Origin of the sequence: Paenibacillus sp. 203, from assembly GCF_037027525.1 — a bacterium.
Classification (GTDB): domain Bacteria; phylum Bacillota; class Bacilli; order Paenibacillales; family Paenibacillaceae; genus Paenibacillus; species Paenibacillus polymyxa_B.
The window spans coordinates 300,088-326,068 of sequence record NZ_JAXCHD010000002.1; the positions used below are offsets into that span (position 1 = coordinate 300,088).

At 45.8% G+C, this 25,981-nt stretch carries 29 protein-coding genes; all 29 read right to left on the minus strand.

Annotation, left to right across the window (positions count from 1 at the left end):
* Positions 1 to 23: 23 nt before the first annotated feature.
* Positions 24 to 911 carry a MinD/ParA family protein gene (locus WA407_RS04535; RefSeq protein WP_336076868.1) on the minus strand — a complete coding sequence of 296 codons (888 nt, stop codon included), beginning with the start codon at positions 909 to 911 and terminating at the stop codon, positions 24 to 26.
* Complete coding sequence (gene flhF / locus WA407_RS04540; protein WP_336076869.1) at positions 908 to 2,350, minus strand: flagellar biosynthesis protein FlhF; 1,443 nt, start codon at positions 2,348 to 2,350, stop codon at positions 908 to 910. The genes WA407_RS04535 and flhF overlap by 4 nt, the downstream gene beginning before the upstream one ends.
* The gene (gene flhA / locus WA407_RS04545) at positions 2,347 to 4,380 is read right to left on the minus strand and encodes a flagellar biosynthesis protein FlhA (RefSeq protein ID WP_235308127.1); all 2,034 of its coding nucleotides are present in this window, start codon (positions 4,378 to 4,380) and stop codon (positions 2,347 to 2,349) included. The genes flhF and flhA overlap by 4 nt, the downstream gene beginning before the upstream one ends.
* Positions 4,381 to 4,403: 23 nt before the next feature.
* Positions 4,404 to 5,516: a flagellar biosynthesis protein FlhB gene (gene flhB / locus WA407_RS04550; RefSeq protein WP_235308126.1), complete on the minus strand. Its 1,113-nt coding sequence runs from the start codon at positions 5,514 to 5,516 to the stop codon at positions 4,404 to 4,406.
* Positions 5,516 to 6,301 carry a flagellar biosynthetic protein FliR gene (fliR, locus tag WA407_RS04555; protein WP_061829455.1) on the minus strand — a complete coding sequence of 262 codons (786 nt, stop codon included), beginning with the start codon at positions 6,299 to 6,301 and terminating at the stop codon, positions 5,516 to 5,518. Before fliR ends, flhB begins: the two co-directional genes overlap by 1 nt.
* A 10-nt stretch (positions 6,302 to 6,311) precedes the next feature.
* Positions 6,312 to 6,581 carry a flagellar biosynthesis protein FliQ gene (fliQ, locus tag WA407_RS04560; protein ID WP_007430038.1) on the minus strand — a complete coding sequence of 90 codons (270 nt, stop codon included), beginning with the start codon at positions 6,579 to 6,581 and terminating at the stop codon, positions 6,312 to 6,314.
* A gap of 37 nt (positions 6,582 to 6,618) precedes the next feature.
* A complete protein-coding gene (gene fliP, locus WA407_RS04565; RefSeq protein ID WP_061829456.1) occupies positions 6,619 to 7,374 on the minus strand; it encodes a flagellar type III secretion system pore protein FliP in 756 nt (251 codons plus the stop codon).
* Entirely contained in the window at positions 7,371 to 7,904 is a 534-nt protein-coding gene (locus tag WA407_RS04570; protein ID WP_336076870.1) for a flagellar biosynthetic protein FliO, read from the minus strand. The genes fliP and WA407_RS04570 overlap by 4 nt, the downstream gene beginning before the upstream one ends.
* A 12-nt stretch (positions 7,905 to 7,916) precedes the next feature.
* Complete coding sequence (locus WA407_RS04575) at positions 7,917 to 8,282, minus strand: response regulator (RefSeq protein ID WP_010346372.1); 366 nt, start codon at positions 8,280 to 8,282, stop codon at positions 7,917 to 7,919.
* A gap of 29 nt (positions 8,283 to 8,311) precedes the next feature.
* Positions 8,312 to 9,622, minus strand: coding sequence for a flagellar motor switch phosphatase FliY (gene fliY, locus WA407_RS04580; protein WP_069291729.1), 1,311 nt, complete (start codon positions 9,620 to 9,622; stop codon positions 8,312 to 8,314).
* Positions 9,612 to 10,610, minus strand: a complete 999-nt coding sequence (gene fliM, locus WA407_RS04585; protein WP_235308125.1) for a flagellar motor switch protein FliM — start codon at positions 10,608 to 10,610, stop codon at positions 9,612 to 9,614. Before fliM ends, fliY begins: the two co-directional genes overlap by 11 nt.
* 43 nt (positions 10,611 to 10,653) lie before the next feature.
* Positions 10,654 to 11,127: a flagellar basal body-associated FliL family protein gene (locus WA407_RS04590; RefSeq protein WP_023988194.1), complete on the minus strand. Its 474-nt coding sequence runs from the start codon at positions 11,125 to 11,127 to the stop codon at positions 10,654 to 10,656.
* On the minus strand, positions 11,124 to 11,348 hold the full coding sequence (locus WA407_RS04595; RefSeq protein WP_013309896.1) for a flagellar FlbD family protein: 225 nt from the start codon (positions 11,346 to 11,348) through the stop codon (positions 11,124 to 11,126). The genes WA407_RS04590 and WA407_RS04595 overlap by 4 nt, the downstream gene beginning before the upstream one ends.
* Positions 11,349 to 11,408: 60 nt before the next feature.
* Positions 11,409 to 12,218: a flagellar basal body rod protein FlgG gene (flgG, locus tag WA407_RS04600; RefSeq protein WP_235308124.1), complete on the minus strand. Its 810-nt coding sequence runs from the start codon at positions 12,216 to 12,218 to the stop codon at positions 11,409 to 11,411.
* 103 nt (positions 12,219 to 12,321) lie between these two features.
* Positions 12,322 to 12,702 carry a TIGR02530 family flagellar biosynthesis protein gene (locus WA407_RS04605; protein WP_336076872.1) on the minus strand — a complete coding sequence of 127 codons (381 nt, stop codon included), beginning with the start codon at positions 12,700 to 12,702 and terminating at the stop codon, positions 12,322 to 12,324.
* A complete protein-coding gene (locus WA407_RS04610; protein WP_336076873.1) occupies positions 12,699 to 13,232 on the minus strand; it encodes a flagellar hook capping FlgD N-terminal domain-containing protein in 534 nt (177 codons plus the stop codon). Before WA407_RS04610 ends, WA407_RS04605 begins: the two co-directional genes overlap by 4 nt.
* A gap of 19 nt (positions 13,233 to 13,251) precedes the next feature.
* A complete protein-coding gene (locus tag WA407_RS04615; protein WP_336076874.1) occupies positions 13,252 to 14,709 on the minus strand; it encodes a flagellar hook-length control protein FliK in 1,458 nt (485 codons plus the stop codon).
* A 26-nt stretch (positions 14,710 to 14,735) separates the two neighbouring features.
* On the minus strand, positions 14,736 to 15,719 hold the full coding sequence (locus WA407_RS04620; RefSeq protein WP_069291726.1) for a magnesium transporter MgtE N-terminal domain-containing protein: 984 nt from the start codon (positions 15,717 to 15,719) through the stop codon (positions 14,736 to 14,738).
* A gap of 47 nt (positions 15,720 to 15,766) precedes the next feature.
* Complete coding sequence (gene fliJ / locus WA407_RS04625) at positions 15,767 to 16,210, minus strand: flagellar export protein FliJ (protein ID WP_013309890.1); 444 nt, start codon at positions 16,208 to 16,210, stop codon at positions 15,767 to 15,769.
* Between the two features lie 10 nt (positions 16,211 to 16,220).
* Positions 16,221 to 17,540 carry a flagellar protein export ATPase FliI gene (gene fliI / locus WA407_RS04630; protein ID WP_029516991.1) on the minus strand — a complete coding sequence of 440 codons (1,320 nt, stop codon included), beginning with the start codon at positions 17,538 to 17,540 and terminating at the stop codon, positions 16,221 to 16,223.
* On the minus strand, positions 17,527 to 18,363 hold the full coding sequence (locus WA407_RS04635; RefSeq protein ID WP_104495247.1) for a FliH/SctL family protein: 837 nt from the start codon (positions 18,361 to 18,363) through the stop codon (positions 17,527 to 17,529). The genes fliI and WA407_RS04635 overlap by 14 nt, the downstream gene beginning before the upstream one ends.
* On the minus strand, positions 18,356 to 19,372 hold the full coding sequence (gene fliG / locus WA407_RS04640) for a flagellar motor switch protein FliG (RefSeq protein ID WP_235308121.1): 1,017 nt from the start codon (positions 19,370 to 19,372) through the stop codon (positions 18,356 to 18,358). The genes WA407_RS04635 and fliG overlap by 8 nt, the downstream gene beginning before the upstream one ends.
* A gap of 11 nt (positions 19,373 to 19,383) precedes the next feature.
* Positions 19,384 to 20,967: a flagellar basal-body MS-ring/collar protein FliF gene (gene fliF / locus WA407_RS04645; protein WP_013309886.1), complete on the minus strand. Its 1,584-nt coding sequence runs from the start codon at positions 20,965 to 20,967 to the stop codon at positions 19,384 to 19,386.
* 35 nt (positions 20,968 to 21,002) lie between these two features.
* A complete protein-coding gene (gene fliE, locus WA407_RS04650) occupies positions 21,003 to 21,317 on the minus strand; it encodes a flagellar hook-basal body complex protein FliE (protein WP_061831861.1) in 315 nt (104 codons plus the stop codon).
* A 39-nt stretch (positions 21,318 to 21,356) separates the two neighbouring features.
* The gene (gene flgC, locus WA407_RS04655) at positions 21,357 to 21,809 is read right to left on the minus strand and encodes a flagellar basal body rod protein FlgC (protein ID WP_013309884.1); all 453 of its coding nucleotides are present in this window, start codon (positions 21,807 to 21,809) and stop codon (positions 21,357 to 21,359) included.
* 6 nt (positions 21,810 to 21,815) lie between these two features.
* Positions 21,816 to 22,223: a flagellar basal body rod protein FlgB gene (gene flgB / locus WA407_RS04660; protein WP_336076875.1), complete on the minus strand. Its 408-nt coding sequence runs from the start codon at positions 22,221 to 22,223 to the stop codon at positions 21,816 to 21,818.
* A 408-nt stretch (positions 22,224 to 22,631) separates the two neighbouring features.
* Positions 22,632 to 24,032 carry an ATP-dependent protease ATPase subunit HslU gene (gene hslU, locus WA407_RS04665; RefSeq protein ID WP_023988186.1) on the minus strand — a complete coding sequence of 467 codons (1,401 nt, stop codon included), beginning with the start codon at positions 24,030 to 24,032 and terminating at the stop codon, positions 22,632 to 22,634.
* Positions 24,033 to 24,068: 36 nt separating this feature from the next.
* The gene (gene hslV, locus WA407_RS04670) at positions 24,069 to 24,611 is read right to left on the minus strand and encodes an ATP-dependent protease subunit HslV (protein ID WP_013309881.1); all 543 of its coding nucleotides are present in this window, start codon (positions 24,609 to 24,611) and stop codon (positions 24,069 to 24,071) included.
* Positions 24,612 to 24,637: 26 nt separating this feature from the next.
* Entirely contained in the window at positions 24,638 to 25,978 is a 1,341-nt protein-coding gene (trmFO, locus tag WA407_RS04675) for an FADH(2)-oxidizing methylenetetrahydrofolate--tRNA-(uracil(54)-C(5))-methyltransferase TrmFO (RefSeq protein WP_336076876.1), read from the minus strand.
* Between the last annotated feature and the right edge of the window lie 3 nt (positions 25,979 to 25,981).

Here is a 25,981-nt window from a genome sequence, read left to right on the forward strand (position 1 = left end):
ACCTCTGTTTCCTCTCATCAAAATCAATGTACAGAACGTCGCAACCATTTTTGCATAAACCCTTTAATTCCATTCAATGCACCTGATTGCGGAATCTGTGGCATTGCTGCAAAACGGTGTGCCAGATTCAATATATCTCTTGAAGCCGCACATCCCGGAAAAGCAACCATAAAAGGTATTTGCCTTTTGACTGCTTGCATGACATGAGTATCATCACTGATATGCCCAAGCAACGGGATTTCGATCTCCAAAAAACGTCTCGCAACCAGTGCGATCTTATCGGCAACTTGACGGGCCTCATTATCGTTATCGGCACGATTGACTATAATTTTGAATACCGTATTCTTTTGCAACCCGCTGACGACTTTAATTAGCGCATACGCATCTGTTAAGGACGTCGGTTCCGGCGTGGTTACGACCAGGCATTCGTCAGCTGAAGTGATGAATTTAAGGTTTTCTTTAGATAAACCTGCACCTGTATCAAATAGAATGTAATCCATATCTGCCGCCATTTTTTCTACTTCTTCGGCAAAATAATTCAGATCGTCATCCGATAACGCAAACAATTCGCTCAAGCCCGATCCTCCAGCAATATAAGGCAAACCACCTATACCCGTTTGAATAATTTCATCAATTGATTTCTCTCGTTTTAACAGGTGAAGAAGATTGTATTGTGAATTGGCCCCCATTAATACATCAATATTGGCCATACCGATATCAGCATCAAACACAAGTACCTTTCGACCAAGGGATTGCAGAGCCAGAGCAAAATTCAGCGTAAAATTGGATTTGCCCACCCCGCCTTTACCGCTGGTGATCGTTATAATTTTGGCTTGACGATTACGTGGGGGCAATCGATATTTATCCAAGGAAGAAGCCATTTGTCTAAGTGATTGGGCTTGGTCACTCATATGGAATCTCCGTTAGCTCCTGATGATGCTTTGGGTCCAAGCAGCATGCTTGTCACCATTTCTGTATCGGGATGAAGCAGGTCGTCAGGAACATTTTGTCCATTGGTAATATAGGCCAGTTGCATCGGAAATTGATGCAAAAGATTAAACATTCCACCGCAGCTACCTGTCTCGTCCATCTTAGTAAATACAACCTTACCAAGACCAAACTTACTGAAATGTCCAGTTATATTGAGCATATCTTTGCTTTTGGATGTCAGGCTGAGTACCAGATACGTCTCACTTTCATTAATAGGCGAAAGCAGACTTTGCAGTTCCGAAACAAGTAATTCATTACGATAATTTCGTCCTGCGGTATCCATGAGGATCAGGTCACAATGTTCCAGACGTTGAATGGCTCTGTGGACGTCACCGGGAGACTGCACAACTTCAAGCGGTACATTCAAAATCGTAGCATATGTACGCAGTTGCTCGACGGCTGAAATCCGGTACGTGTCAGAAGTAATAAATCCAACTTTGCGATGATGCTTAAACAACTGCTCTGCTGCTAACTTGGCAATGGTTGTCGTTTTCCCTACTCCGGTAGGACCTGCCACATACACAATTTTGGTATCTTTGGAGATCCCTTTGTCCAGTCTTGTCTGAATAAAACTGGCCACTTCCTCACGAAAGGCTTGTTCCCAATCAAAAGTTTCAGGCGCAAAAGGATGCTCACTCCGGCGCACATATACCTGTTCGAGCCAATATTCCAGTAAATCGCGTTCTACTTCCTGCTCCAGCACATGCTCACAAATCTCTTGCAGCGGCTCCGGCCAAGTACTTTCCAATGAAGAATTTCGGGAAAACCGAGTCATCATAGCCTTCATTTCCCGCAATTCATTAAGCAGAGCCTGATTTCCCTCTGCTCCGCTCTTCTCTGGAACACTTACTTCAATGGGCTGTTTAAACAGTTCACTGGATGATTTCATGTTCGAAAGCAATGCTTCATGATCAAGTACTTGAGACATAGTCTCCAGATTATTAGCAGGCCTAGATAACAAATGCTCAGTTCCTGAAGCTGCCTGTTCTGCATCACTCGTTAATTCAGCTTGTTCTTCTTTGGAACCACCCGTCATCTGCGTTACCCGCCGATAAGCTTCTGGAGCAGCTTGTCTGGGAACCACAGGCATAAATGATTTTTCTGGCTGTTCAGGAGCATTCATTGAAGATGAAGCCGCCTGGGTAGGCTCTTGTGAAGATGGTCCAAACCGTCGTGGCTTTTGAGGTTGCTTCTCCTCTACCGCAGCTACCACTTCGATTTTCTTTTTACTGAACATTCCCATGAAACCGCCGACCTTCATTTCCTTTGTACTTAAAATGACGGCGTCTGTTCCTAAGTCACCCCTGATTTGCAGCATAGCTTCTGGCATGGTATCCACTACATATCGTTTCACTCTCATAAGTTCACCACCCCGACACTTTGAATTTCAACGTTCGGCTCCAGCTCACTGTACGACAGCACCGGGACATCCTGCATAGTCCGCTCCATCACTTGCCGCAAATACATCCGAATTGTCGGCGACGTTAACACAATAGGCTGCTGTCCAGATTGAATGAGACGGTTGATTTGCTCCATCATCCTTTGATACACCGTTTGCGTAGACACCGGATCAAGAGCCAAATAGCTACCTTGCTCCGACTGTTGCACGCTTTCAGCAATTTTCTTCTCCAATCCTGGTCCCACTGTAATAACGCGTAACGTCTCCCCTTGTTGGGCAAATTGCTGCGTAATCTGTCGGGACAACGCCTGACGGACATATTCAGTCAGCACGTCGGGATCTTTTGTATAAGTACCGTAGTCAGCTAGCGTTTCGAAAATAGTCACCATATCGCGAATGGAGATTTTTTCTTTCAACAGCTTGGCTAACACTTTTTGTACATCCCCAATCGCAAGCACAGAAGGAATAAGATCGTCCACCAGCACTGGATAATTCTCTTTGAGATTGTCGACCAGCGACCGTGTTTCCTGTCTGCCAAGCAACTCATGAGCATGTTTCTTGATCGTCTCCGTAAGATGAGTAGCTACAACTGAAGGTGGATCAACTACGGTATAACCCGATAGTTCCGCAACATCCTTGGTGTTCTCATCAATCCAGAGCGCGGGCAATCCGAAGGCCGGTTCTGTCGTTTCAATCCCTGAAATAGAATCGTCATCGTATCCCGGACTCATAGCCAGGTAATGATTTAACAGAAGCTCCCCGCCGCCCACGGTATTACCTTTAATTTTAATGACATATTCGTTAGGCTTGAGCTGAATGTTATCCCGAATACGAATGACCGGCACAACCAAACCCAGCTCCAAAGCACATTGACGACGGATCATAATAATCCGATCCAATAAATCCCCGCCCTGCTGTGTATCCGCCAACGGAATTAACCCGTATCCAAATTCAAATTCAATTGGATCTACCTGAAGCAGATTAATGACACTTTCTGGACTACGGACTTCTTCAATTTGTTGCTCCTCTTCCAGCTGTTCATCAGCTATCTGCTTGCGTTCCATATTGCCCTGCATTCTTCGAGCCGCGAAAAACAGCAGAATCGCCAGTGGAAGAGTTGTAATGATATGAATAGGCGTGAAGAGACCCAATAATGCAATTGTGGCAGCCACAATGTAGATCAGTTTTGGATAAGAAAAGAGCTGTCCAGTTAAATCCTCTGCCAAGTTGCCATCCGATGTAGCCCGCGTAACAATCAAGCCTGACGCCGTGGATATGAGCAGTGCGGGAATCTGGCTGACCAGTCCGTCACCGATGGTGAGTACAGAATACGTCGACAGCGCCTCTTGAAATCCTTTTCCCTGAACGGCCATACCGATAATAAAGCCGCCAACCAAGTTAATGATCAAAATGATAATACTAGCAATGGCATCACCTTTAACGAATTTACTCGCACCATCCATCGCTCCGTAAAAATCCGCTTCCCGTTCGATTTTACTGCGTCGTTCACGGGCTTGCTGCTCATTGATCAAACCTGCATTCAGATCAGCATCAATACTCATTTGTTTACCCGGCATCGCATCCAATGTAAACCGTGCGCCTACCTCAGCAACCCGCTCAGATCCCTTGGTGATAACAATGAACTGTACGACCACGAGAATGAGAAAGACAACAAAACCGACGGCAATTTGCCCTCCTGCAATCCAACTACCAAACGTAGCAACTACTTCCCCTGCATGTCCCTCACCTAAAATAAGTTTGGTTGTAGAGATATTAAGTGCCAAACGAAACAACGTTGTAATGAGCAGCAATGAAGGGAAAATAGAAAACTGTAAAGCTTCCTTCGTATTCATAGAAACGAGTAGAATCATCAAAGCAATAGAAATATTAATGACGAGTAGGATATCCAGCAGCCATGATGGGATCGGGAGAATCATCATAAGAACGATACCGATGACGCCTGCAAGGACAGTTATTTCTTTTATTTTCACGGGTCTCTAGCCCTCCGATCCCTTTATTTCACTTTACCTTTTAATTTATATACATACGCCAGCACTTCGGCAACGGCCTGGAACAGATCAGCTGGTATCGCATCTCCGATTTCGGCTCTTTGAAACAGCGCCCGCGCCAGCGGCTTGTTTTCCATCGTTATTACGCCGTTTTGCTTGGCAATTTCTTTAATTCGGAGCGCAACGTAATCTTGCCCTTTCGCAATAATCTGCGGCGCTTCCATCTCCGAACCGTCATATTTCAAAGCCACAGCAAAGTGCGTAGGGTTGGTGATGATGACATCTGCATTAGGAACCTCCTGCATCATACGCTGCATAGCCATACGGCGCTGACGCTCGCGAATTTTCCCTTTGATCAGCGGGTCACCCTCCATTTTCTTGTATTCATCCTTGATGTCCTGTTTGGACATTCTCAGGTTTTTCTCATGCTCGTAACGTTGATACATATAATCCAACACCGCTAAAACGAACAGCACCACACCAATTTTGAGTCCCAGTTCCATTGTTAATGAAGCTGTAAAGCTCAACATCTGATCACCGGACATTTCAGCCAGTTTAGGTAGGTCAGCTTTTGTTTTCCAGAGTACGCTGTACACCAGATAACCAATTACGGTCATTTTTAAAACAGATTTCAGGAATTCAACTAATGATCTCATGGAAAAAATGTTTTTGAATCCTTTAATCGGGTCAAGCTTGCTAAACTTGGGCGTAATCCCCTCTCCAACTAATAAAAAACCGATCTGCATGTAATTCGCTGCTATCCCGATGACAATAGCCCCAATAAAAATAGGCGCAAGCATAATCAAGATTTGCACGCCGTACTCACCCATCATCAGCAGCGTTGTGTTCGGCGTTACCTCCATAGAGAGCCGATTCACAAAAATATCTCGAAATAGTCGAACTGCATGGTCCTTAAAATACCCGCCGAAAATCATGAGGCAAAAAAACGTAACCAGCAGGACACCAGCGGCGGGCAACTCCATGCTTTTGGCAACCTGCCCTTTTTGTCTTGCATCCTGTTTCTTTTTGGGTGTAGCTTTTTCCGTTTTTTCCCCTGAGAACAACTGCAGGTTCATAGCATATTTAAATGACAAACTACGTTCCTCCAGACCAGACATTAAGGACGATTACCCATAATATCCAACAAATTGCGCATGGATTCGAACATCACCGAAAACAATTTCTCGAATATAAAAGCAAAACTTGGCATGAGAAGCAGTAACATGAACAGTCCCACAAAAATTTTAAGCGGTACGCCAATAACAAAAATATTAAACTGGGGAGCCGTTTTAGCAAGAAATCCGAGTCCCACATCCGTTAAAAAGGTAGCCACTACAATGGGAGCAGCAATTTGAAAGGCAAGCATAAATGATTCCGCAAAAGAACGTACCAGGAATTCAGTTACACTGCCACCATACAGCTTTACAAAAAAATCATTTGTCAGCGGTACCCAATCATAGCTGTATAAGATAGCATTTAGCAGATGATGATGCCCGTTTATGCTCAAAAAAAGCAATACAGCTATAGCAAACTTGAAATTCCCTGTTAAAGGCGATGAAGCTCCTGTCATTGGGTCAAGCACATTAGCCATCCCGAAGCCCACCTGAAGATCAATAAAGGAGCCTGCGGTTTGGATCGCTGTCATAAACAGATATGCGGTAAAGCCCAGCAACAACCCAATCAGCACCTCACGAGCAACTAACAAGACATACGCCGCATCTGCCGGTACCTGTTGATGTGTACCGTAGGTTAGATACACGACCAAAGCTAGAAATCCTGAAATTCCAACTTTAAAGATATTAGGTACCCCACGGGTTGAAAAAATAGGCGCTACTACAAAAAATGAGGTAATCCGACAAAAAATCAGCAAAAAAACAGGGAAACTCTGTAACAATATGTTCATAACATTCAGCCTAACCTATATATTTGTACAAATTGTCCAGAATGTTATACGTAAAGTCCACTAATGTGGTCAATATCCAGGGCCCGAACAAAAGCAATGCCAGCAATACGGCGACAATCTTCGGAACAAAGGCCAGTGTTTGCTCCTGAATTTGGGTTGTCGCCTGAAAAATGCTGATAATCAAACCCACGACTAGCCCCAAAATCAGCATCGGAGCACTCACCTTGAGTACAATGTACACCGCTTGCCCAGCCAAGGAAATAATAAACTCCGAAGTCATTGCCGTCCTCCTTGATTGCTGTCCTTGCATGAAATATTCATGTGTTAAAACTCAGAAGCAATGATTTGACAACCAAATACCAACCATCTACGAGTACAAAGAGCAGTATTTTAAAAGGAAGTGAAATCATTACAGGTGGTAGCATCATCATCCCCATAGCCATGAGTGTACTCGCTACTACAATGTCAATAACTAAAAACGGTATAAAAACCATAAAGCCCATCTGAAATGCCGTTTTCAATTCACTGATTGCATAAGCCGGAACCATCACCGTTAGTGGAATATCCTGATAATTCTTTGGTTTTTCCATCTTGGTGTATTTCATAAAGAGTAGTAGATCCTTCTCACGTGTATGAGAGAACATAAAGGTCTTGATCGGTACCGATGCCTTATCCAGCGCCTGAGACTGTGTTATATCCCCCTTGAGATACGGCTGAAGTGCAGTTTCATTCATAGCTGAGAACGTCGGTGCCATAATGAATAAAGTGAGAAACAAAGCCAGTCCGACAAGCACCTGATTAGGCGGCATCTGCTGGGTTCCCAGCGAAGTTCGCACAAAGCCAAGCACAATCACAATTCGCGTAAAACTTGTCATAAGTACAAGCAACGCAGGCGCTACACTAATGACAGTAATAAGTAAAATAATAGACAGCGAGGTGGCACCGGGCTGTCCTTTGTCCGAATTGCCGACTTGAATATCAATGTTCGGAATCGGTTCCGCAGAGGCCGCCGTCACCGAAATGAAGCTGAACAAGACAAGCAGCAAACATGCAAGTATAATCTTTTTTCTCATGAATCTCCCGACCGATCTGTAGTATTCTCCTCATTGCGCAGCTTTTCAAGTTTATCCTTGCGCTTCGGCATTTGCCGAAGCTTGGATTCAAACATCTCATGAAAAGATGTCTCCTCTTCAGGCTGCTGCTGTGCCGCGTTGTTCCGGCGAAGCTTATCCGCAATTTTAGCGAATAGCGGGGCAATCGGGCCGCGCTGCAGAGAAGCTTCCTGCTCCAGTGCGGCCAAAATTTGCTCCACTTCTTCAGGATCGGATACTTTGTCAACAAGCCGGATATCTTCTCCCACACCAATGAGGTACACACTGCTACCAACTTCAACAAGCTGAAGGGATTTATTGGGACCAAGTCCCACGCCTCCCAGTATGCGAACGGAGCGGTTGCTGAACCAGCTCTGATTTCTTTTACTCAAAAACCGTATCAAGTACACGATCAGTACGATGATAAAGATTAGCACGAAAAGGACCCAGGCAATGTTGCCTATATTGCTGGATGTACTCAATGCGTCAGAGGCACCCTGTTGTGTATCCATACTGGGTGCGCCTTACACACCCAGTGTTTTGTTGATGGCTTCGATAACCCGATCCGATTGGAAAGGCTTAACGATAAAATCTTTTGCGCCAGCTTGAATGGCATCAATAACCATTGCTTGCTGACCCATCGCGGAACACATGATAACCTTAGCGTTCGCGTCAATTTGTTTGATTTCCTTCAGAGCGGCAATGCCGTCCATTTCAGGCATCGTGATATCCATCGTAATCAGGTCCGGACGAAGCTCCTTGAATTTTTCAATGGCCTGTGATCCGTCCTGGGCCTCTCCTACTACTTCAAATCCATTTTTGGACAGGATGTCCCGAATCATCATTCTCATAAATGCAGCATCGTCCACGATCAAAATACGGTTTGCCATCTGAAATAAATCCTCCCTAAATTATGCTTTTATTGTAATTTTTGAATACGGTCCCATTGGCTTACAATATCTGTTACACGCACGCCAAAGTTCTCGTCGATTACGACAACCTCGCCCTTGGCAATCAGTTTGTTGTTAACCAAAATGTCCACCGGCTCCCCGGCAAGCTTGTCCAGTTCAATAATTGAACCTTGTGAGAGCTCCAGAATATCTTTAATTTGCTTTTGGGTCCTTCCTAATTCTACGGTGACTCTAAGGGGAATGTCCATCAATAAATTTAAATTGTTTTCATCCACTTGCGCAAATGCACCGGACTGCAAGTTAGAAAATTGTACAGGTTGTACATTTACATTACGTCCCGGTACTGCACCGTAGTGATGAGGCGTTCCGTAAGGAGCTTGCGGCGGTACGCCAGCTGGCATTCCATAACCCGGTGTTCCATAGCCTGGAGCGCCCTGCTGCCCATATCCCGGGTCTTGAGGATACATTGGCGGTTGTTGCCCATAGCCTGCGTCTTGCGGCGCCTGCGCGGCTGCAGGTGGCTGTTGATAGGCTGGTGCAGGCGGTTGCTGCGGAACGCTGGCTTGTTGCGGCGCTTCGGGAGCAGCTGTTGCAGCTACCTGCTGTGCGGACGCTTGCGGTTGTTCTTCATCCTCTCCGCCATTCATTAGGATGCTCACCATTTTTTTGGCGAAATTAACAGGCAACAGTTGCATCAGCGTAGAATCAATAAGATCCCCGATCAATAACCGGAAGGATACTGTAATGAGCGTTTCTTCATCCGGCAGACTAGATACTCCATCACCGTGCATAGGATCCAAAATATCAATACCCGGTGGAGAGATATTAACAAAACGATTAAACATGGTAGACATAGAGGTCGCCGACGATCCCATCATCTGGTTCATCGCTTCCTGCACGGCACTGATGTGAATTTCATTCAATTCTTCATCCGCTGGGTTACCTTCACCACCAAGCATTAAGTCCGCTATCACCTGTGCATCACGCTTTTTGATTACGAGTGAGTTAATACCCTCGAATCCATCTACATAATTTACATGTACAGCTACGTGTGGCTTTGGAAATGCAGTTTCAAATTCAGAACGGGTAATAATTGAAACTTTAGGTGTCGTAATATCCACCTTTTGACCGAGCAGTGTGGAAAGAGCCGTAGCTGCGCTGCCGAACGTTATATTACCGATTTCCCCGAGAGCATCCTGCTCCAGAGGAGTCAGAAAATCGTCAACGGTCTTGTTGGCGGGAGTAGAATCCGTCCCCGCTTCAGACTGTTTCAGCAAGGCATCGATTTCCTCCTGGGACAAATAGTCTTTACTCGTCAATTTCTTCAACTCCTTCGTTGACAATTTCATCAATTTGTACGGCAACACGATCTCTTACCATGCCGGGACTTCCCATAAACTTCAATTTATCGCCCACCCGGATGGATAGTCCTTCTTTGACAGGCTTGTTCAATGAAATGACATCCCCTACCGAAAGACCCAGAAACTCGGCTACATTTATCCGGGATTCACCCAACTCCGCAATAATAGGGAGCTCTGCTTTGGTGACCCGTAATCTCAAGGCGTCGATCTCTTCGGGCGCCCTTGATTTCTTTTCGGATGTAAACCACTGGTGCGTGGACAGTCTGGCCATAATGGGTTCCAATACCACGTGCGGGATACAGAGGTTAATCATCCCTGTGGTATCACCAATTTTGGTACTAAGCGAAATCAGAGCAATCGTTTCATTGGGCGAAACAATCTGCATAAACTGCGGATTCGTTTCCATCGCCTCTAGGCGCGGTTCAATGTCCAGTACCGTTTTCCAAGCCTCTTGCAGGCTATCAAAGGTACGGCTGAAAATTCGCTCCATGATCGTCGTCTCGATTTCGGTCAACGCAGTAACCTTTGACGGTGCCGAACCTGTTCCTCCGAGAAGCCTGTCCAACATGGCATAAGCAACGTTCGGGTGAACCTCAAGCACCATACGGCCTTCCAGCGGTTCAGCTTCAAAAATGTTTAGAATGGTCATTTTCGGAATGGAGCGAATGAATTCATCATAAGGAAGCTGCTCCACCTGAACGACATTAATTTGGACAAAAGTACGAAGCTGCGCTGAAAAATATGTGGTCAGATACCGCGCAAAGTTCTCGTGTATCCGCGTCAGACTCCGTATATGATCCTTGGAAAACCTAAGCGCTCTTTTAAAATCATAAGCGCGAACTTTCTTTTGGGTATCTTCCTTTTTAAGTTCTTCCGCATCCATTTCACCGGACGAAAGAGCTGCTAAAAGGGCATCAATTTCCCCTTGTGACAGTACATCCACCAATGTTATTCACCCCCTTACGTGTTCCTGACAAGTTCACCTGGAATCAAATGGCTGCCAGCAAAAAGTCTGTAATTTTGGCGTTCCCCAGGTGACCTTCAGGGAGCGACTTGTTGATGAGATCCGTCAGCTTGTCACTGAACTGGTCCCGGCCTTTAGCCGTTCTGAGCTCATCAGGTTTGGTGTCTGCAAGCAATTGAATAACGATGGGCTTAATACTGATGTCTTTAATTTTTTCAAAAGATTCTTTTGCTTTGGCATCGTTCAATTGAAAAGATAGGTTCATCTGGACAATATAATCTGCGTCTGCCAAATTCGTTTTGATACCGGTAATTTCAGAGCTCACTTCCACCAATTCATCTGCTGACAATCTTGGAAGTTGTTCTGCTTGAGCAGCTTGCGCATTCGGTATGACTTCCGACTTCTTCCCGCTAAGCGCTGGTATAAGTACAAAGGCCGCGCCTGCAATCAAAGTAATCGCGAGTAAAATTGTAATGAGCCATGGCAGCATCTTCTTCATTCGTCTTCCTCCATTTGTTGCACTTTTATCGTGGCGGCATGCATGCCGATTTCACGGCTGTAACCCTTGATCAAGGAGACGACATCTGCCGCTTTTTCCAATACAATCAACCGTTTCCCCGTCACCAAAGTGACGTATGTATCCGGTGTTTCCTCCACAGTCTCAATGAGCAGCGCATTAAGCCACATAGGCGAGCCGTTCAGCCGCGTTAACGGGATCATCGTAACACCAACCTCCTGATAGGTGCGGAGGAGCCTCTACTCCTCCGCGTTTAAATGAGATTATCGTTTCAAGTTTACAACTTCCTGAAGAACTTCATCCGAGGTCGTAATGATACGCGAGTTCGCTTGGAATCCGCGCTGAGCTACGATCATTTCGGTAAATTCGCCTGTCAGATCAACGTTGGACATTTCCAGCTGACCTGAGATAATAGCTCCCAGACCATCTGCGTTAGCAGTACCGATTTCCAATTCCTCTAGGTTAGAGTTAACTGTGGTACGGTATAAACTTCCCCCAATCTTCTCCAGACCTTCTGTATTCGCCACTCTAGCCACACCAATTTGAAGAGCATTATCAGTTGTACCATCTTGCAATTGCTGCACAATTGTACCGTCCTGTGAGATAGAGAAAGATGCGACATCTTCTGAAAGTGTAATTGGAGTTCCTCCTGTATCCACTACGAAAAACCCATCGGAAGTAACCAGATTTCGGTTCGCATCTACGTGAAAATCACCCGCACGAGTCAGATAAGGAACTTCCTGTGCATCATTCATTTTGACCAGGAAAAATCCGTCACCGTTAATACGTAAATCCGTTGGGTTGTTCGTAGTCATTGCACTACCTGGAAGGTGCAGTGTATCAATTGAGCTGACCGACACTCCCAAACCTACCTGCTTGGCATTTTGCCCGGCAGTTGTTGTTCCGTCTGGTGCACTTGCGCCTGAACTCGTTTGACTCAAGATATCCTTGAACATCACTCGGCTGGACTTGAAGCCTGTAGTATTTACGTTTGCAATGTTGTTACCGATAACGTCCAGCTTCGTTTGAAAGCCCTTCATGCCCGATACACCTGAATACATTGATCTCAACATTGAGTATAAATCCTCCTCTGATTGGTTGCTTAGTTGACCGCATCAGTCGATCCGCGGCTTTTTCATGGCTTTCCTATTCGGGCCAGCCACTTCGTATACATTTTTATGAAATAATTACAGCACTATCTATCTGCGTAAATACGTTATCCTCCATGGATTTCTTATCCATCGCGGTAACAACTGTTCGATTAGGTACACTTACAATCAAAGCCATATCCTGCATTAAAATCAATGATTCTTTGGCGCCTTTGGCAGCTGCTTTATCCACAGCAGAGTTGATTTTCGCCATTTGGTCACTTCTCAACTCTATTCCCCGTTGCTCCAAGCGCTTGGCTGCATGGTTGCTCAGCTTGAGCACCTGATCCTGCAACACCTGATCGAACGGTCTGGCATCCTTCGATACCGAATTTACTCGGTTTTGTGAGATTGCTGCCGGGGGCACGTTGGCGGGAAAAAGGCGTCCGACCGTTATCCTGTCATTCATGAGTTCTCACCGCTTCCAGTAGAGGAAGAAGATGAAGTATCCGATGTATCTGTAGCGGGAGTCGTTGTGTTAGCCTGGCTCACTGATGTTACATCTTTTAATGCCACCTCAGCCGCTCCCATTTTGGCATACTGCACACCGTCACGAATAACGATGGAATCCACGATTCCACTTTTCACTGTACCCGCACCTGTTTCACCTGTAATGGAGTCTTTTTTACCTGCCTCAATCCAGCTGACTTCTTTTCCTATCAATCCGGAAGCTGTACCTAAAGACTGTCCCAATGCATTCAGCTGCGTAGAAATGTTCATCAGTTGTTCCACCGAGGAAAACTGGGCCATTTGAGCGATAAATTCCTTATCCTCCATAGGCTGCATCGGATCCTGATTTTGTAGCTGGGTGATCAAAATTTTCAAAAACTGATCTTTACCCATCGTTTTAGTATCCTTGGCACTTGCTGTTTTGACATTATTCACATTGTAATTCGGCCAGACGTTACTGGTGGATACATTGTTGTCTGTAGTCGTCATTGTGTTCTCACCTCCATCATTACGCTTGTGCTGTAAAGGAGCCTGTCCGATTCATATCATCTGCGCGTTGTTCAGCTGTCCAGTTACGAAGCTCTTCTGCCATTTCAGCTACCTTCAAGGCATCCTCGCTCTCTTCTCTACCTCGAGCTTTGGAACGTTGATTGGATTGCTGCTGCTGATTAGCTCCAGATCCGCGTCCATCCTGATACATATGGGAGGAAAGCGACTCATTGTGCGTTACTTCTACCTTATCTACCTGGATACCTTGGCTCTGGAGACTCGAACGCAGCTGCGACATTTGCTGTTCCAGCAAATCCTTCGCTCCGCTATGCTCAGTCATGAACTGGGCAACCAGATGACCATTTTGCATTGTCAGCTTAACTTCCAGCTGGCCCAGATGATCTGGACGAAGCATGATAGTCGCTTCCGTCAAACCAGTGTGTTTTACAATGTCAAGTTTCTGCACTACAAATTCGGTCATCTCCTTGGCAAATTGCCGTACATGTACGACTGGTTGAGCCGGAGCCGAAGGTGTTGTTCCTTGCGTTTGTACCGAAAGCTGTCCCGCAGTCGTGATCACTGGAGTCTGATTGTCAGTTGCTGTCGAATCCGCTTGCTCAGTTGCATCTACGAATGCACTCGCTTCATCCGTTACAGTCGTCTTAACTGCAGACTGAACGAGAATATTAGTTGATGAACGTTGCCCTTCTGAACCTTGTTGATTAGTTTCGCCCTGACTTGCTTGCTGCTGAGAAGCAACAACCTGTTTGTCTGTAGTCGCTGTAGCTACAGTCTGAGTACCATTTGCTCGATTTGCAGAAGGCTGAACTGCTTGTGAATCCCCACCATCAGCAAGTTCCACAGCTTTCATTACACCATTCCACTGCTCATCGGAAATAGCTCCCGTACCTGCCGTTGCACTTTGGAGCGATTGTAGTAACTGTGCCACCTGGGACTTTTGGTCTCCAGAAGCCTGCTCTGCTACATTGGCAAGTTGTGACAAAGCGTCCTGTAATGCAAATCGAAGAGTAGCCGGGTTGGCTGCCAAAGCTGTTAAGCCTGTCGCCTCTGTCGTTTCTCCACCGTTTAACTGTTGATTTGTTCCGTCGCCTTGTAAAAACTGTTGTACTTGCTGAATCCACGCTTGCAGAGTTGCAAGCAGAGCAGGATCAGCAGCTACTTGATCATCCAGCTTTTCAAGATTTTGCAGCAAAGGAGCCAGTGTTTCGGTCAGCGGCTCGGTTGGAGCTTCCGTGGATTCTCCAGTTGCAATAAGCGGAAGTACCATAACTAATGGAGAACCGTTCGCATCTGTGCCTGCTGATCCCGTTTGCCCGCCTGTCATCATTTGCGTAAGTGTTTGATTAAAAGCACCCGTGGTTGCTCCAGCAGCTGTCGCTGTAGTCGTTGTTGAGGCCGTTGTACTGCTAGCTGTCTGACTGGAGCCGAGCGATACACTTTGAGAAATAAGGGTCATTTATTTTTCACCTCCCTTCATTTAAATTACTTACTGCCCATCAGTTTGTTCAAAATTTTTGCGGTCTGAGCCGCATCCTTGGCAGACATATTTTGTAGTAAAGAACCACGTGTCGAATCATCTACTGTATTTAATATGTTTAATGCCTTGTCTGGACTGATTTTGTAAGTTTGTAAAATAAGTTCGGCACCGCTCTTCTTGTCCATGGAAGCAAATGTGCTACTGATTTGAGTGCTTTGCAAACTCTTACTCGTTGTTCCAGCTGTGGTACCTTGATCCTTTTTCAGACGAGACTGCAAGGCAGCAACTGACAAATCCGTAGATGGCGTTACGTTTTTCAGAGCCATAGTAATATCGGCTGCTTTTTTAGCGTCCATCTTTTGCAAAATCTTTGCACTGTTGGCAGGGTCCATGTAGCTTAACAGCTGCACAGTCTCTTCCGTGGTCAGATTCTCCATAATCGGTGCCGCTTTACTTGCTGTCATCCCTTCATACATGCTAGCAAGATCTCTGGCCTGTTTTACATAAGGATCTTCATTTGTTGTTCCACCTGTAGTTTGCGTACCGGCCTGTCCCGGCTGACTGGCCTGTGACTGCTGCTCCTGTTGCGTTTGCAGCGTATTGACCTGATTCTGCAGTTCAGTAACCTTTTTATCTTGTGTCGTCTTAGCAGCGGTAGCCTTTTTAAGCTCTTCCGTCTGCTTGGCTAAATCTGCCTTTAACTGCTCTATAGTTGCTTCAGAACTTTCAGACTGAGCCTTCTGATCTGCCTCTTTCGTCTGAGTAGCCTTATCTTTCGGTTCAGGTATCCAATTTTTAACAACTGGTATTTTGTTCCCTAACGAAATCATTTCGCTTCTGAAGTCCATATTGAACAATGTAAGCAGGACCCCGACCAGAACGATTGTGAACACAATCGGAATCAGGAAAAACATAAACCGTTCAAATCCCCCGCCTGATTCTTTTCCTAAATCCATATCCAGTTCATTTTCTGCTAACTTCTGTGCCATCGTCTTCCTCCTCAGGCAGCTGATATGCGTATCCTATGACTTTCCGCTTACCGGGCTTTCATGGCAAATCGCACGGAAGCCATTTCATCCAGCTCGTTCTGCTCGCGCAGGAGCATTTCCTGTTGGAATTTCACGTTGGCCTTCTCTCTCGCTTTCAGCCAAACCTGTTCATCCAGCATTTTATCGGTCAAAACGGTTTGTTTGCTTTGCACATTTTGCTGCGCATATTGAACATCCCTATGCTTGCGTGTAATACATTGGTCCAGATGATTAACATAAGCCTGTAATTCCTGAATGGTAGAGAGTGGCGCGCAATCCTCGGCAGCCTTTTGAATGGCTGATATGACCCGATTCCTTTCGCCTACAAGCTGTGTTAATGTCTGCTCCTCAGCCTGCAATTGTCCGACAGCACTGGAAAGCAACCATTCGGCCTGTGACTTTTCGTTGGTTTTCAAGTCTACAACTTTCTGAAAGGAATACTGAAATCTCATCGTTCAACCTTCATCTCCTCGTAAATTCAGAAATCAAACGCTCCCTTACCTCGTCCAGCTCAGCCTTTTCATCTGTTCTTTGTCTTGTAAAATCCCATATATCCCGTATGCGCTCCATGGATTCGTCAATTTCTGCATTTGAACCCTGCTGATAGGCCCCGATATTAATCAGGTCCTCCGAATCTTTGTAAATGGCCATCAAGCGCTTAATGTTCTCGGCAGCGTCTATCTGATCTCGTGGTGCGATATCCTTCATAACCCGGCTAATACTCGCTAACACATCAATTGCGGGAAAATGTCCTTTGTTCGCAATCCCACGATTCAAGACAATATGTCCATCCAAAATCCCGCGCACCGCATCCGCGATGGGCTCATTCATGTCGTCCCCATCGACCAGCACCGTATAAAAGGCGGTTATGGAGCCAGTAGGACCTGTCCCTGCACGTTCCAGAAGCTTAGGTAGACTAGCAAACACGGAAGGAGTATACCCTCTCATTGCTGGTGGTTCCCCTACGGCTAGGCCGACTTCACGTTGGGCCATCGCATACCGGGTAACTGAATCCATCATCAGCATGACATTCAATCCGCGATCCCGAAAATATTCCGCGATGGTCGTTGCAATAAGTGCACCCTTAATACGGATTAACGCAGGTTGGTCGGAAGTTGCCACAATGACCACGGAACGTTCTAGTCCCTCCGGACCTAAATCGCGTTCAATAAAGTCCAGCACTTCACGTCCACGTTCCCCGATCAAGGCAATTACATTCACATCGGCTTCCGTATTACGAGCAATCATTCCCATCAAGGTACTTTTACCTACACCCGAACCTGCAAAAATACCAACCCGTTGTCCTTTACCGATAGTAAGCAACCCGTCGATAGCGCGCACCCCGATACTGATTGGTTCCTGCACACGCGGACGATTCAGCGGATTGGACGGAATATTGAAGGTTGAATATCTCGCCATTCGCGAGGGGATCAATGAGCCATCCAGAGGCTGACCCAAGCCGTCCAGCACTTTGCCTAACAGCTCTGACCCGACCTGCACATTCAACGGCTTCCCTGTTCCTACAACATCACAACCGGGACCAATGGACTGCAGTTCTCCAAGTGGCATCAGAAGCACTTTATTGTCCCTGAAGCCTACAACCTCTGCTTGCAACGGCTTTGCCGTTTTACCCGGATAAATGTAACAAACATCCCCGATACTGGCGTCTGGACCTTCCGATTCAACCATCAGGCCGATAACCTGCGTAACCTTGCCATTTACCCGGACCGGGTCCAACTGGCGCAAATGATCCATGTAGCGCTGCGTATTAAGCCCCTTCATGTCTTCGCTCCTCATTCTCATGTGCCAGACGCAGTAGTTCCTTTTTGATCTCAGCTAATTGCGTATCAATCCGCGCATCCACGCTCCCAAAAGAAGAACGGATAACACAACCGCGATCTTTCACGGTACCATCAGGAATAATTTGCAGTTCTGCCTGCGAATCGACAGTTAATGACAATTCTTCTCGTGCACCTTGCACAAATGCGAAATGCTGAGGCGACACACACAATGTAATGGTTCCTTTTTCCCGCTTACGAGCCAAATTTTTACGAATTAATTCAATCGTGTAGTCCGGTTCAAGGCTAAGCTGTTTCTCAATGACCTTCTCAGCAATAGCACTACTCAGTTCGACCAGGAAAGGCTCCGCTTCCTGAATTAGTTGTTCCTTAATCTCATAGGCCTGACGCAGAATATCCTGTGCTTCTTCCATCATCTGCTCCGATTTCGTTTGGAGCTCGGCCTCAGCCAGCTTTTGGCCTTCTTCATATCCTTGCTGAAACCCATCAGCTTTTAACGACTGAGTCAACTGATCGTCATGCTCGCGTCGCTCCTGCCACCAGGCTTCAATCTGCTGCTGTGCCTCCTGAAGCATCCGTTCCGCTTCTTCAGCTGCCTCGCGAACCTGACGTTCAGCAAAATCCTTGGCATCATTCAGCATTTCATCGCGCAGCCGTTCAGCCTCGTGATCTCGCTGAGGCTCCGGCTCCGTATATTCAGTTGTGATTTCTTCATCCGTCGTTTCTGGCGCATACGTATGTGCCACATCAATTGTTTTCAAAGCCTCTACAGGAACATATTGGAAAGATTTAATCAAGTTAGACAATGATGTCATCTCCTCCGCCGCGTGCGATTATAATCTCACCAGCCTCTTCCAATCTGCGGATCGTCGATACGATACGTGTCTGTGCTTCTTCCACATCACGCAACCGCACCGGTCCCATGTACTCCATTTCCTCTTTGAATGTTTCTGCCATACGTTTCGACATATTTCGGAAAATCACATCGCGTACTTCTTCACTGGACACTTTAAGCGCCAATTGCAAATCTGCATTGTCGATATCGCGGATAATGCGCTGAATGGAACGGTTGTCCACATTGACGATATCCTCGAACACGAACATTCTTTTCTTGATCTCCTCAGCCAGTTCTGGATCCTGAATTTCAAGCGAGTCGAGAATCGTACGTTCGGTTCCGCGGTCTACGCCATTCAAAATCTGAACAATGGACTCGATACCACCTGCATTCGTATAATCCTGCGTCGCGGTTGCAGACAGCTTTTGCTCCAACACTCGTTCCACCTGGGAAATAACTTCCGGAGATGTACTGTCCATAACAGCGACACGCCGGGCCACATCTGCCTGTTTTTCCTGTGGCAGAGACGACAGAATTGTAGCCGCCTGCTCAAATTGCAAGTACGAAAGCACGAGAGCAATCGTTTGCGGATTCTCATTCTGTATAAAATTCAATATCTGGTTTGGATCAGCCTTGCGGGCAAAATCGAAGGGTCTTACCTGTAACGTCGCTGTTAGACGGTTAATGACCTCAACTGCTTTTTGCGATCCGAGTGCTTTCTCCAATATTTCTTTAGCGTAATTAATACCGCCTTGGGAAATGTACTCCTGAGCCAAACAAATTTGATGAAACTCGGCCATGATGGAGTCCTTCTCAATGGCATCGACCTTCCGCACATTGGCAATTTCCAATGTAAGTTGCTCGATCTCCTCATCACGCAAATGCTTGAATATTTGAGCAGATACCTCTGGTCCCATTGTGATCAGAAGTATAGCTGCTTTCTGTCTTCCCGTTAAACCTTGACTGCTTGCCTTTGCCAATGAACTCACCTCTATTCGTCAGCCAGCCATGTACGAAGCAGATTGACGAATTCGTCGGGTTTCTTTTTCGCCAGACTTTCAAGCTGTTTACGCACTTGACTTTCATTTGTCACACTTTCCATGGTAATAGACGGGAACTCCGTCGGCGTTGGCATGAGTTGCAATTCTTCATCCAACTCTTCTTCCTGCTTACGACGACCGCGTACGATGAGGAAGATTACACCCGCCAGCAGTGCCAGAACAGCAGCTCCGATGCCCCATAGCCAAGGGTTGGAAGCTGAGAAGAATGTATTCGTGCTCGCAGGTGCTGGAACAGCTTGTGAAAACACTGAAACCTTCTTAGCCAAATCAGCGTCTGTAATAGTAGTACCAGAATTCGCCAACGATGCTCTTACAATATTAACCAAAATGTTTTGAATTGCTGTCTGAGTTGCAGTATCCAACGTTTGCTGACCTGTTGGTGGTTCAACTGCAACATTAATGGTTAAATCTTTTACAGTGTACGGACTTTGGATAATATCCCTTGCAATTCGGTTAACTTCGTAGTTAATCGTACTTGAGCTCTTATCTGAGCTGGTATTGCCGGAATTAGCTCCTCCCGGGTAGCCCGGAACATCCTGTGTTCCTGTTCCTGCAACTCCTCCGGTTTGTCCACTACTGCCCGTATAGCTTTCCTGAATTTGTTGGGCGCTAATTTCAATACCCTTCATTTTCGTTTGATCAACAGGTGTGACCATTTGTTCTTTTGATGTTACTTTGTCGAAATTTAGCTGGGACATAACCAGCACGTTCACCTTGTCGTCTCCAACAATTTTCGACAAAAATTGTTGGACATTATTCCTTACATCGCTCTCAAACTTCTTCTGTAGAGCCATGTTTTCCTGAACACCACTAGTGAGTCCACCTTGGCCGCCCTTGGCCGTTGGAATCAACTCATATTCCTTATTGGTGATCGTAATGTTTTCCACTGGCAGATTCGGCACGGCCGTTTTTACCAGATTAAAGTATCCATCGATCGCTTGCTGATTTGGAGTAAAGCCGGGCTCGAATTCCATTTGAATCGAAGCGGAGGCTTTGTCCTTTTCTTCAAGTCCGGCAAAAATGTTTTCCTTTGGCATATTAATGACAGCTTTGGAGCTTTGGACACCATCCATCCGTTCCAACAATTGCTGTATTTCGCCGTTCAATGCATTATTGTACTTCACATTGAACTCGTTCTCCGTCATACCAATCGCAGAGGAGGATTGGTCAAAAGCGCTCATGCCGATTGAACCCTTCTGAATCAGGCCTTGAGACCCAACATCTACCTTCGCCTTATCCGCATTAGCAGTTGGGACTGAGATTTGTGTCCCACCAGCATTAAGTTGGTACGGTATACCCGCAGAATCGAGATATTTAATGACTCCAGCAGCATCGTTAGCATTTAAATCTCGGAAAGCCACTTCATACTCGGTTTTGGTAAACTGCATCGTTAGCACTACAACGGCGATAATGATGAATGCTAATGTCGAAACAAGTAATATCTTCTGTTTTTTGCTGAAATTATTCCAATACCCGGAAATCTTATCCCGATATTGGGCGATTCTCTCGTTCACTCCGTCACCCCATCCGAAACTTTGCTAAACCCTCTTTACATCTGTGTACGCATGATCTCCTGATAGGCTTCGATCGCTTTGTTTCGGACCTGTGTAGTAAGCTGCAGGGAAAGCAGCGCTTGTTGGGAAGTGATCATGACCTGATCTACATCAACTTTGCCTGCCATGAATTGGTCGGACATCTGGTGCGTAGCGGCTTCCTGCTGCCCTACTTCATTGAGAGCATCCTTTAGGAAGGAACCAAAATCCTTCAAGGATTCGGAAGGCGTCGCTTTCGTCAACTCATTGTTAGGCGATTGAATCTGCTGTATTGCCGGTGTCTGTACATTAAACATGGCGTTCTGAATCATGTTTTACTCTCCCTATTAAGTAGTTAGTAGTCCTAGAACTTAGCGACCGATTTCAAGCGCTTTGGAAACCATAGCCTTTGATGCATTCAGAGCTGTTACATTGGCTTCGTATGAGCGTGTTGCGGAAATCATGTCGACCATTTCTTTCATAATGTCTACATTAGGCATATATACATAGCCATCTTTATCAGCGTCCGGGTGACCCGGATTGTACACAGGCTTTAAAGGTGACTGATCTTCCTGAATTTGCGAAACCTTAACGCCAGCAGCGCTTGTGCTACTTCCTTCCATTTGAGCCTTCAAAACATCGGCAAAGCCAGATTGGTTCGGCTCCAAAACAACCGTTTTTCTCCGATATGGAACTGCTTGTCCATTCTCTACTTTCGCCCGAGTTGTCTCTGCGTTGGCAATGTTGCTAGATATAACGTCCATCCGCAACCGTTGGGCCGTAAGAGCAGATGCACTAATATCAAAGCCGTTGTTAATCTTCACCTAGTCCTATCTCCCTTCTACCGCTGTTCTCATCATCTTGATGCGCTCATTAATTTCTTGGATGTAGGTATTATATCTTAGTTGATTTTCAGCCATAAGACTCATTTCTCTGTCGATATCTACGTTGTTCATATTGTTATTCATGACTGAGTGCCCATCTTTGGTGACCGTGGCATCTGGAATGGAGTTCACAGGTCCTATTTGAAAATGTCTTGAATTGGTTACTTTTCCACGTAGTGGTGTGACTTCCCCGTCCATTTGCTGCTGAAGCAGTTCTTCAAATGAAACCTCCGAACGCTTAAAATACGGGGTATCCGCATTGGAAATATTGTCAGCCATCACACGTTGTCTCGTATTTGCCGCCTGTACACCTGCCTGAAGCTTTTGAAAGCTCATATCACCCAGCAGATTCATTTAGCTCCTCCCTCCCAGCGTCTACTCCAAAGTAAGATTCAATAAAACAAGATTTTTCACTTTTTTTCGACAATAAAATTTCATAATTACACATTTCTTTTAGGTCTTAAGTAGAAAATAATAACTTTCTGTCATATATTCTAAGTTTCGTAGAGTTGGGACCTAATTACAATAAGAAAAAAGCCCTATCTTTTTTAAAAAAGAGGGCTTTAGATGCATAAAATGTTAAATTTTTCAGGTTTATTTCAAGAAAATGAATGTTTTCTTAGCACTTTACACCTGTAAAAGATTATACGTCCTACTTTTGGAATAGACAGAAAAATCATCAACTTGACCATTATCTAGGTCTAAACGACGGTGCAAGATAGTGTTATTCTGGACCTCACACCCTATTTTTAGAAACCCTATTCATAAAATATACTGACTAAGGTCCCTGTTTTGGGCAATATCTCCCAGCTTCTCACGTACATATTCCGGAGTAATGATCATACGATCCAATGTAAGCTCTGGTGCTTCAAACGACAGATCCTCCAGCAGCTTTTCTAGAATGGTATGCAAACGACGTGCACCAATATTTTCGGTGTTGCGATTTACAGACTCAGCAATGCTGGCAATCTCACGGATCGCTTCCGCAGAAAATTCGACTTCAATCTCCTCAGTACGGAGTAGATCAGTGTATTGCTTGGTCAGCGCATTTTTAGGCTCCGTCAGTATCGACACAAACTCATCCAAAGTCAGGCTACTTAATTCCACACGGATTGGAAAACGGCCCTGAAGCTCAGGGATCAGGTCAGATGGTTTTGCAACATGAAAAGCTCCTGCCGCAATAAACAGAATGTAATCTGTTCTTACCGGACCGTATTTGGTCATGATGGTAGATCCTTCGACAATAGGTAAAATGTCGCGCTGGACGCCTTCTCTCGACACATCGGGGCCGCTACCCTTACCCTGGCTGGCAATCTTATCTATTTCATCAATAAAAATAATACCGGATTGCTCAGCACGCTTCACAGACTCCTGAATCACATCATCCATATCGATCAATTTGGCGGCCTCATCTTGAATCAACACCTTGCGAGCTTCCTTGACTGGTAGCTTGCGCTTTTTCGTCCGCTTGGGCAGAAAACTTCCGAACATCTCCTGCATATTCATACCCATTTGTTCATTCCCTTGCCCAGCAAACATATCGAGCATATTGGGGGCAGTATCCTCCACATCAATCTCTATGACATCATCCTCAAGCTTACCAGACAATAGATCGAATTTAACCTTACGGCGCTTTTCTGCCAAAGATCCATCCTGTTGTGGTGGTTCTTCTTCTACTGAAGTTCCCGTGTTATTGCCAAACAGCATTTCAAAGGGATTACGTTGCGATTTGTTTGACTTTTCTGCAGGTACAAGGATGCTGACAATCCGTTCATTTGCCATGTCTTCCGCTTTGTCCTTCACATTCTCTGTTCGTTCCGTTTTAACGATGCGAATAGAGGTTTCCATCAGATCACGCACCATGGATTCCACATCACGACCGACGTAACCCACTTCTGTAAATTTGGTCGCCTCTACCTTGACAAAAGGAGCTCCCACGAGCCGTGCAAGTCTACGTGCAATTTCAGTTTTACCCACACCTGTCGGTCCGATCATCAAAATATTTTTAGGCACAATTTCATCCCGGATATCATCCGGCAGCTTACTACGCCGATAACGGTTGCGCAAGGCAACAGCAACAGATTTTTTAGCTTCCTTTTGTCCGACAATATACTTATCCAGCTCGGATACCACTTGTCTGGGCGTCAACGATTGATTATTCATTTTGCACTCCTCCACCCTTGAATACTCAGAGCCGATTTACAGTTCTTCCACGATAATCTGATTGTTTGTATACACACATATTTCCGAAGCAACCTCTAGCGCTTCCCGTGCCATGTCCTTTGCTTCCATGCCAGACCCATGGCGTTTGAAAGCACGGGCAGCCGCCAATGCAAAATTACCACCTGAGCCAATCGCAAGCACATCATCATCCGGCTCTATAATTTCGCCGCCTCCAGAAATGAGCAACATTCCGGATGAGTCCATCACAATCATGAGCGCTTCCAGCTTGCGCAGGATACGATCCTGACGCCAGTCCTTGGCAAGTTCCACGGCTGCTCTTTGAAGATTTCCGTGGTGTTCCTCCAGCTTATTTTCAAACTTTTCAAATAACGTGATAGCATCGGCCACTGAACCCGCAAATCCTGCAACGACCTGACCTCGATACAATCTGCGCACTTTTTTAGCCGTCTGCTTCATGACAACACTGTTGCCGAACGTTACCTGTCCATCACCCGCAATAGCTCCTTTGCCATTGTGGCGTACAGCGCAGATGGTGGTAGCATGAAAGGACATATCCATAACGCGCTCCTCCTTTTCCTTCATCCTTATGCCTGTACTTCAGCTGACATAACTCCCGTTTCGTTGATATAACCCCGCAAACTTTCCAACGCGCGATTAGCGAGAGCTTCATTTTTTTCCTTTTTGTTACGAATCCGTTTCTCCAACTTTGGAAGCAAACCAAAGTTTGCATTCATCGGTTGAAAATGCTTAAAATCAGCGGTCGTAATATACCGTGCCATGCTACCTAATGTCGTTTCCGCAGGAAATACAAACATTTCCTGCCCACGCGCTGCTCGTGCCGCATTCATCCCGGCCAGCAGACCAGAAGCCGCTGACTCCACATATCCCTCTACACCGGTCATTTGTCCGGCGAAGAATAGATTACTTCTTCCCTTAAACTGATAAGTTGGATGAAGTTGCTGCGGAGAATTAATAAAGGTATTGCGATGCATCACACCGTAACGTACAAACTCTGCCTCTTCAAGACCCGGAATCATTGAAAATACACGCTTTTGTTCCCCCCATTTGAGGTGAGTCTGGAAACCAACCAGATTATACAGCGTTCCTGCGGCGTTGTCCTGGCGAAGCTGAACAACTGCGTGGGGGAGTTCACCTGTATGTGGATTTACGAGACCCACGGGTTTCATCGGTCCGAACAATGCCGTTTGTTTCCCACGTTGCATCATCACTTCGATGGGCATACAGCCTTCGAAATAAATTTCTTTTTCGAATTCCTTGACTTGCGCTACCTCAGCCGTAACCAGAGCCTCATAAAAAGCATCAAATTCCGCTTCGTTCATCGGACAATTCAAGTACGCTGCTTCTCCCTTATCATAACGGGAAGCCAGATAAACCTTGTTCATGTCGATAGAGTCCTTTTCTACAATCGGGGCTGCCGCATCGTAAAAATAGAAATACTCCTCTCCCATCAGTGATTTAATCTGTTCCGACAAAGCCGGAGAAGTTAAAGGCCCCGTCGCAATGACCACAATACCGTCCTGTGGGATTTCCTGAAGCTCTTCATTAACAACCTCGATCAAAGGATGTTGATGAAGCGTCTCAGTAATATGACCGGAAAATCCGTCACGGTCCACTGCCAATGCACCGCCAGCCGGAACAGCATGACGATCTGCTGCACTAAGAATCAAGGAGTTTAGTATTCTCATCTCTTCCTTCAGTACGCCTACTGCATTCGTTAGGCCGTTTGCTCGCAAGGAATTACTGCATACCAATTCGGCAAATTTATCTGTATGATGTGCTGGTGTTTTTACGACCGGCCGCATTTCATATAACTTGACTGGCACTCCACGGCTTGCAATTTGCCAGGCAGCTTCGCTGCCCGCCAAACCTGCTCCGATGACCGTTACCTTTTGTAGTTCACTCACGTT